This is a genomic window from Helicobacter sp., from assembly GCF_029067145.1.
Taxonomy (GTDB): domain Bacteria; phylum Campylobacterota; class Campylobacteria; order Campylobacterales; family Helicobacteraceae; genus Helicobacter_D.
The window spans coordinates 1-5835 of record NZ_JAIEFA010000060.1; the positions used below are offsets into that span (position 1 = coordinate 1).

Annotated in this window: 4 protein-coding genes; all 4 read left to right on the plus strand. The window is 38.9% G+C overall.

The features are described from left to right. Positions 1-87: 87 nt before the first annotated feature. The 4 genes from K2N75_RS06210 (at position 88) to K2N75_RS06225 (ending at position 5704) form a co-directional block, all read left to right on the plus strand. Positions 88-915 (plus strand): cysteine ABC transporter substrate-binding protein, encoded by an 828-nt coding sequence (locus K2N75_RS06210; protein ID WP_297681637.1) that lies wholly within the window; start codon positions 88-90, stop codon positions 913-915. Positions 916-1066: 151 nt separating this feature from the next. After that, complete coding sequence (gene dnaE / locus K2N75_RS06215; protein WP_297681635.1) at positions 1067-4561, plus strand: DNA polymerase III subunit alpha; 3495 nt, start codon at positions 1067-1069, stop codon at positions 4559-4561. Further along, positions 4549-4911 (plus strand): translation initiation factor, encoded by a 363-nt coding sequence (locus K2N75_RS06220; protein ID WP_297681633.1) that lies wholly within the window; start codon positions 4549-4551, stop codon positions 4909-4911. The genes dnaE and K2N75_RS06220 overlap by 13 nt, the downstream gene beginning before the upstream one ends. Before the next feature lies 1 nt (position 4912). Further along, positions 4913-5704, plus strand: coding sequence for a pseudouridine synthase (locus K2N75_RS06225; RefSeq protein ID WP_297681631.1), 792 nt, complete (start codon positions 4913-4915; stop codon positions 5702-5704). Positions 5705-5835 lie beyond the last annotated feature (131 nt).

The following is a 5835-nucleotide window of genomic DNA, read 5'->3' on the forward strand; positions in this document are numbered from 1 at the left end:
GATTAAATTTAAAATATGGTTACGATTTTTAAGATTTTATTGTTAAAATTACACGCATTTTTGCAAAATAATTTTCAAGGAAAATCAATGAACAAGTTTTCAAAACTATTTTTGACTTTCGCTTTTGGAGCATTGCTTGTAGGCTGCGGAAATAGCACAAGCACAGAAAAAGCGAGCAATGGTTTGGAATCCATTAAACAAAAAGGAATCATTACCATTGGAGTTTTCAGCGACAAACCACCTTTTGGTTTTGTGAATGATAAGGGCGAGAATGACGGATTTGATGTTGCAATCTCAAGACAAATCGCCAAAGACCTCTTAGGAGATGCCAACAAAGTAAAATTTGAATTGGTTGAAGCAGCAAGTCGCGTAGAATTTCTAAAAAGCGGCAAGGTAGATGTGATAATGGCAAACTTTACACAAACTAAAGAACGCGCAGAAGTGGTGGATTTTGCTACTCCCTATATGAAAGTTGCACTTGGAGTTGTTTCCAAAGACGGCGTAATCCAGAGTATAGAGGACTTAAAAGGTAAAAAACTCATTATCAACAAAGGCACAACTGCGGACTTTTACTTTACTAAAAATCACCCAGAGATTGAGCTTTTAAAATACGACCAAAACACAGAAGCTTTCTTGGCTCTTAAAGACGGGAGAGGCGTAGCCTTAGCACACGATAATCTATTAGTTTTCGCTTGGGCAAAAGAAAATCCAGAATTTAAAGTCGGAATCGGAAAACTAGGCGATGAAGATGTTATCGCACCGGCGGTAAAAAAGGGGGATAAGGAGTTACTAGAATGGCTAAATTCAGAGATAAAAACACTCAACGAAAATGGCTTTATGAAAGAAGCTTACAACAAAACACTTGCTCCAATTTATGGTGAAAATCAAATAGAATCCGTACTTTTTACCAAATAAAACTCTTTTTTCGTAAGAATCCAACTTTAAGATTCTTACGAGATTCTTAAACTTCAATTTTTCGCAACCTAATTCTTCAAGTTAATTACTTTATTAGCAAGGATAAGTTAGAATCGCAATTTTAATTTATACCAAAAATTTAAGGCTTACAATGAGTCAAACGCCAAAATTTACGCATTTACATCTGCATACAGAATATTCCTTGCTTGATGGGCTAAATAAAATCAAAACTTTAGCAAAAAAAATTAAAGAATATGGAATGGAAAGCGTGGCAATCACAGACCACGGCAATATGTTTGGTGCGATTGAATTTTATAAAGCAATGAAAGCAGAGGGTATTAAGCCGATTCTAGGAATGGAAGCTTATTTGCACAATGCAGAGGATATTAGCGACAAAAATAATCAGCGATTCCACCTCTGCCTTTATGCTAAAAATCTAGAGGGCTATAAGAATCTAATGTATCTAAGCTCACAAGCTTGCTTGTATGGATTCCATATGAAACCGCGTATTAGCAAAAAAATGCTAGCAGAACACAGCGCGGGTCTCATTTGCAGTAGTGCGTGTCTCAATGGCGAAGTGCAGTGGCATTTAAACCTCAAAAAAGATGACAACAAAGGGAGAAAAGGCTATGAGCGCGCAAAAGAAGTCGCGCTAGAATACAAAGAAATTTTTGGGGAAGATTTTTATTTGGAGCTTATGCGACACGGAATCCAAGAGCAGCAACTCATTGACAATCAACTTTTAAAACTATCCCAAGAAACAGGAATCAAAATCATTGCAACCAACGATACGCATTATACTTACCAAAGCGATTCCACCGCACAAGAAGTAGCCTTTTGTATCGGTTTTGGCAAGGATTTTAATGACCCTAATCGTATGCACCATACCGTGCAGGAGTTTTATATCAAAACGCCTGTGCAAATGGCAGAACTTTATGCAGATTTACCAGAGGCTCTTGAAAATACGCAAGAAATTGCAAATAAATGTGATTTAGAGCTGCATTTAGGCGACCCCACGCCTCCTAGCTTTAAATTTACTCAAGAATACGCACAAGCAGAAGGATTGGATTTCACAAAAGATAGTGAATATTTTGCTTATAAATGTCGTCAAGGCTTAGAAAAACGACTTTTAAATGTGGAATCTAGCCGACATCAAGAGTATAGAGAAAGGCTTGAACGCGAGATTGAAATCATCAATAAAATGAAATTTCCCGGTTATATGCTGATTGTTTGGGATTTCGTGCGCGCAGCAAAGGAACGCGGAATCCCAGTAGGTCCCGGTCGTGGAAGTGCCGCAGGAAGCTTGGTTGCGTTTTGCTTAGAGATTACCAATATTGACCCGATGAAATACGATTTACTCTTTGAGCGATTCTTGAATCCCGAACGCGTAAGTATGCCCGATATTGATATGGATTTCTGCCAAAGCAGGCGCGAGGAAATTATTAATTATGTTACCGAAAAATATGGACAACACAATGTCGCGCAAGTCGTTACTTTTGGTATGATGAAAGCTAAAGCGGTGATTCGTGATGTTGCGCGCGTTATGGGAATGCCTTATGGAGACGCGGACGCCTTTGCAAAACTGATTCCAAAAGAATTGGAAATCACCCTAGAGGAAGCCTACAACAAAGAACCAAAAATTGCAGAACTCCTTGCAAGTAGCCCGCTTGCAAAAAAAGTGTGGGATTTTGCAATCATTTTAGAGGGCACAAAGCGGAATCCCGGCACGCACGCAGCTGCTATCGTGATTGACTCCGAACAAGAACTATGGCACAAAGCCCCACTTTACCGCTCTTTGCGCGATGGAATCGTTGTTACACAATATTCTATGAAATTCCTTGAAGATGTGGATTTGATTAAATTTGACTTTTTGGGCTTAAAGACGCTGACTTTGATTGACAACGCCTTAAAGCTCATCAAACAGCGATATAATAAAGACATAGATTTCCTAAGTGTAGATGTAGATGACAAAAAAGTTTATGAAACTTTGCAAAGTGGTAACACGCTCGGCGTCTTTCAGATAGAATCTAGTATGTTTCAAGGGATTAACAAACGTATGCGTCCAAGCACCTTTGAAGACATCATTGCTATCATTGCACTAGGGCGTCCCGGTCCGCTAGAATCAGGAATGGTGAGCGATTTTATTGATAGAAAACACGGCAAAGCGCCTATTGTTTATATGTTTCCAGAACTAGAGCCTATTTTGCGTCCTACTTATGGAACGATTGTCTATCAAGAACAAGTAATGCAAATCGTGCAAAAAATCGGAGGATTTAGTTTGGGAGGGGCGGATTTGATTCGCCGTGCAATGGGGAAAAAAGACGCAAAAATTATGGCAGACAACAAAAGCAAATTCGCCGAAGGTGCGGTTGCGCAGGGATTTGATAGAGCCAAAGCAGAGGAATTATGGGAGCTCATTGTTAAATTTGCAGGTTATGGATTCAACAAATCCCATTCTGCCGCTTATGCTATGGTAACCTTTGAAACTGCCTATTTAAAAACTTATTATCCTAAAGAGTTTATGGCAGCCCTCCTCACTTCAGAAAAAAACGATACAGACAAAATCGTAGAATACATTGAAGAAGCAAATCAAATGGGGATTAAGGTGCTTCCACCCAATCTCCAAAAATCAGAATTAGAATTTAGTGTCGCAGAAGTCAATGGAGAAAGTTGCATTTTGTTTGGACTTGGCGCAATCAAAGGAGCAGGAGAAGTTGCAATCAACATTATTTTAGACGAACGCAAAAATAATGGAGAATTTAAAGATTTAGAGGATTTCTTGGGGCGCATTGACCCACAAAAAGTCAATAAAAAGGCATTAGAATCTTTCATCAAAAGCGGTGCAATGGACGATTTCAACCACACGCGCAAATCCTTATTAGAACAAGTAGAATCCCTAACCGAAGCCGCAAAAGCAGCACAAAATGCCAAAAGAGAAGCGGAAAATTCACTCTTTGGTAATGATGAGGAATTAGTAGGCGTGAATCTCAACTTGGAACATTATGAAGAATTTAGCCAAAAAGAAATTTTGGAATTTGAAAAAGAAAGTTTGGGATTCTATGCGTCTGGACACCCGCTAGATTCTTACAAAGAAATCTTTAAATCTATGCAATGCACTTCCACGAATCAAATCAAAGACATTGCCGAAAATAGCCGCATTTTGATTGCAGGCAAGATTGAGGATATTATCAAAAAATTCTCAAAAAATGGCAAACCTTATGGAATCTTAAAACTTCAAGATTTGTATGGCAGCGTGGAACTAACGATTTTTGAACAAACCTTAAAACAGCTAGAGGGCATAGAGGACAAAGAAAAACCCATTGCAGTCAAATGCCTTGTGCAAGAACAAGATGAAACCAAAAAGCTAAAGGCAGAAAAGGTTTTAACCCTAGAGGAAGCAAAAAAGGAAAAGGTAGATTTTACGATTCAAAAGGCAGATACTAGCGAGCCTTTGACGCTTGTGCTAGACTTCCATACAGACACTAACATCTTGCGACTTTTAAAAGAAGCTGCGTTGCGTCATCAAGGCAAACGCGAACTTAGGATTCTATTTAGAACCCAAACACAAGAGCTAGAAATGATTAGCGCATTATGCGTGCATAGTGAAATCAAAGAGGAATTTAAACAGCTCCAATGGCAAAACTAAACTTTACCTTAGAAGCAAAATTCCAAGATACATTGGATACTTTATGCAAAAAATGCGGGGAGCTAAAAAGTGCGTGTGTTTGTAAAAGTAGCCCTGCCCTAAAAGAAAAGGACTCCTACTTTTTAGGCATTAATGAAGAAAAAGCCAGCGGCAAAGACATTACGCGTTGTGGAATCTTTTATGAAAGCAAAGAGGAAATGCAAAAGATTCTAAAAGAGGCAAAAAAACATTTTGCAAGCGGTGGAAAGCTAGAGGAAAAAGAAAGTGGAATCTTTCTTATTTTGCAAGGCAAACACAAAAAAAATCTCAAATCTTTTCTGAAAGAAAAAAATTTTAAATTTAAGAAATAAAATGCGGCTCAATCAATACATTGCACACCATTCCAAATATTCAAGACGCGAGGCAGACAAACTGATTCTTGAAGGCAAAGTCAGCATAAAGCACAAAGTCATCACAGATTTTGCTTACCAAGTGCAAGAGGGAGAAAAAGTCTATCTCAACGACAAACTACTAAAAACAAAAGAGGAATACACGATAATTGTTTATCACAAGCCAAAAGGCGAGCTTGTAAGCAAAAAGGACGATAGGGGACGACGCGTCATTTTTGATTCCTTGCCCAAACGATTCGCGCATTTTACGCCTGTAGGGCGACTAGACTTCGCAAGCGAGGGATTGCTTTTGCTTAGCGATAATATCAAAGTTGCGCGCGCCCTTATGGAAAGCAACTTAGAGCGCGTGTATCTGCTCAAATTATCAGGCAAGATTCAAGAAAATGTGTTTGACGCAATGGAATCCGGATTAAGCCTAGAGGACGCAAGCGCGGGTGCGCATAGTAAAAGCAAGATAACGCGAATGGATTTCGCACCCTTTGTAGGCTATACTTGTATCAAAAATACTCCAAAATATTCCAAAATCAAAGTTGCAATCACAGAGGGCAAAAACCGAGAATTGCGCCGATTTTTTGCACATTTTGGGTTAGAAGTATTGGACTTGAAACGCATTGCGTATGGATTCGTGCATTTAAACAATCTCCCAAGCCAAAAGGTAAGATTCCTAGAACGTAAAGAATACAACAAACTCCACGCATTCTTAAGAGAGATAGAATCCCAAAATCCACAAAACAAGCCAAAGGAGACAAAATGAATCCCTATTCCGCCAAAGAGAGAATCCAAAACCACTTGGCTTACAAGCTTGGGCTTTGTATGATTTCTTTTAATAAAATAGTGGGGGGGGGGGCAGAATATGCAAAATGTATGCTTAAGCCTATTTTATTT

What these genes read in the sequence shown, in the direction of transcription:
- dnaE (WP_297681635.1), top strand. Translation starts at nt 1,067, where the DNA reads ATGAGTCAAACGCCAAAATTTACGCATTTACATCTGCATACAGAATAT.
- K2N75_RS06220 (WP_297681633.1), top strand. Translation starts at nt 4,549, where the DNA reads ATGGCAAAACTAAACTTTACCTTAGAAGCAAAATTCCAAGATACATTG.
- K2N75_RS06210 (WP_297681637.1), top strand. Translation starts at nt 88, where the DNA reads ATGAACAAGTTTTCAAAACTATTTTTGACTTTCGCTTTTGGAGCATTG.
- K2N75_RS06225 (WP_297681631.1), top strand. Translation starts at nt 4,913, where the DNA reads ATGCGGCTCAATCAATACATTGCACACCATTCCAAATATTCAAGACGC.